Source organism: Actinokineospora sp. (genome assembly GCF_050699995.1).
Lineage (GTDB): Bacteria > Actinomycetota > Actinomycetes > Mycobacteriales > Pseudonocardiaceae > Actinokineospora.
On sequence record NZ_JBOHGC010000013.1, the window covers coordinates 1 to 2,286 of the forward strand.

The window sequence follows — 2,286 nt, forward strand, 5'->3', positions numbered from 1 at the left end:
AGCCGGGCACTCGAACACCACGCTCACGTCGTCCGCGACCATCGCCACCCCCTCAACCTCGGCGCCGGCCCGCACCAACCCGGGCCCGTCACACGGGAGCGGCGCTGCGCTCCTTCATCACATCAAGGGGGAGCACCCCCTTGGGGTGCCCGTCGTCGTCCGACGACCGCACCGACGACGCCTTGCCGTTCCCAGACGACCCCGACCCCAGGACCCTTCCTCCTTCACTGACAAGGATCTCCCACGACGAGGGCCTGCCCGTCAGCGACCCAGCACCCAACGCGGCGGGGAACACCGAGACCCAACCGTGTCCCACCGAACCAGTCCTCAACCCATGAGTTCGCCAAGGCTCACCGGCCGGCGACTTCGCCACCGACGGCTAGACCAAACGCACGTTCGTACAGCCCACGTGTCCACGAAATCGGGGTACTACCAAGTTGCCGGTCGTTGGTGATGATGACGGTGGGTGTGTCGCGGCCGAGGCCCCGCACGACGAGTTGGCGGACGGTGCCGGGGTAGGCGCTCAGTGTTACTTCCTCATCGACGACCTGGGGTTTGCGGTAGTGGCCGTCGCGGTCGAGCGAGATGGTCTTCCACGCCTTGGGGTCGATGGCGTCGATGTGGCGTAGCAAGGCGGCGGACCGCATGCGCAAGGTGATGAACCGCACGCCTCGGGCGTCGAGGGCGGCGAGCACCTCTTGGGTGGTGACCCGTTGGTCGAGGACGAGTGTGGCGGGGTCGGCGCCTGAGAGTTCGCGCCAGTGGTCACAGAACGCGAGGGCCTCGCGGGCCTGGGCGGCTTTGGAGATGTCGGCGTTGGCGTAGACGAGGTTGTGGGTGTCGGCGTCTTGGGCGAAGAACGTGAGCACCGATCGGGTGCGTTGAGAACGCCGTGGCACGTAGTGCTTTTCGAGCGCGGCGTCTTCGCCCCAGTGCATGACGGCGTGGAAGTCCAAGTCGAAGTCGCCGCCGTCTGCGAGACCGGCGCCGAGCATCGACGTGTCGAGCGCGGCGAGGAACCGGCGTTGGCGTTCATGGGAGAGCCGGTAGCTGTAGGTGGTCAGCGCGGTGGCCTTGGGTAGGGCGGCCAGGCCGGCGAACAGCCCGGCGGCGGGGTCCGCGGCGAGGTCCTCGACATGGCTGACGCGGCGGGTGCCGACGAGCTTGAGCGCCAGCAGCGACAGCACCGAGCTGATCGCGGGGATGACGCGGGTGCCGGGATACCCGGCTGCGGTCACGAGGCCGGGCAGGTCCAAGGCGACCAACTCGGGCACCGCCAACAACAGGCCGGCCAGCTTGGTGTCGCACCGCTCGGGCAGCTCGGCGAAGTCGATGACCTTGGCGCGCGGCAGGGTCTCGCGGCGGGGTCCGCCGCGGGCCGGCTCGGGTCGGCGCCACAGCCGCTCGAAGCCTTCGGCGGCGATGACCTCGGAGATCCCCGTGCGGTTCAGCGGCGTGCCCCCGTCCCGCAGCGCGACCGCGATCTCGTCGATGGAATGCCCCGCTCGGCGCAGCTCGATGATCCGCCCTCGGGCGGCGTCCTTGGCCGGCGCGGTCTTCGGGCCGGGCCGACGCTCGATGAAGAACTCGCGGTCGCCGGCCCGGAAGTCGCGCACCACCGACTCGAACGCGGCGGTGGTGTAGCCCCACCGCGCCGCCACCTCCGCGGCGGGCAGGCCGTCCACGAAGTAGGCCCGCAACGCCTCGTAGCGGCGTTGGGTGCTGTCCCGGGCGGCGGTGAAGAACTCTGCACCCACCCGACCCTGATAGGCACGTCTCACTGACTGGTCGATGCAGATAGTAGACCATCTTGAGGTCGCCAGTGGGTGCACCCCGTCCCAAGCCACACCCCTCGGTGTCGCGAAAGCCGGAAACTACAGCGCTGTCATTCGCTGACACCCCCCAGCCGGCACGCCTGGACATGCAAGCCGCCCGGAGTCTCGGGGCCACATGCCGCGACCAGTCACCGAAATCGGCCCGACCGACGAGCCAGGTCAGCCCAAGAACCCAGACAGATCAAGGCCGAACGGCAACCACGCGCCGCTCCCAACCGCACCTCAGCCGAACGCGAGGATCGGCGCTAACCGGACTCACATAGCGAGACTGCACGATTGGGCCTTCGGTGACGACTCAGCCACCCACCAGGCCCCCGAGCAGAGCCCCGATGGTGGCGTGCACGAGTTCGTGACCGCCGGCATCCACACCGCCCTCGAGCGCGCCACGGCGCTCGCGGGCGAGCGTGTGGTCGTGGTGATGGGCGGCGCCGACCTCGGCCGCCAGTTCGGC

At 69.4% G+C, this 2,286-nt stretch carries 1 protein-coding gene; it reads right to left on the bottom strand.

Annotation, left to right across the window (positions count from 1 at the left end; all coding sequences use genetic code 11):
- Nucleotides 1-350 precede the first annotated feature (350 nt).
- A complete protein-coding gene (locus tag ACRDSQ_RS00595; protein ID WP_431417810.1) occupies nt 351-1,757 on the bottom strand; it encodes a hypothetical protein in 1,407 nt (468 codons plus the stop codon).
- Between the last annotated feature and the right edge of the window lie 529 nt (nt 1,758-2,286).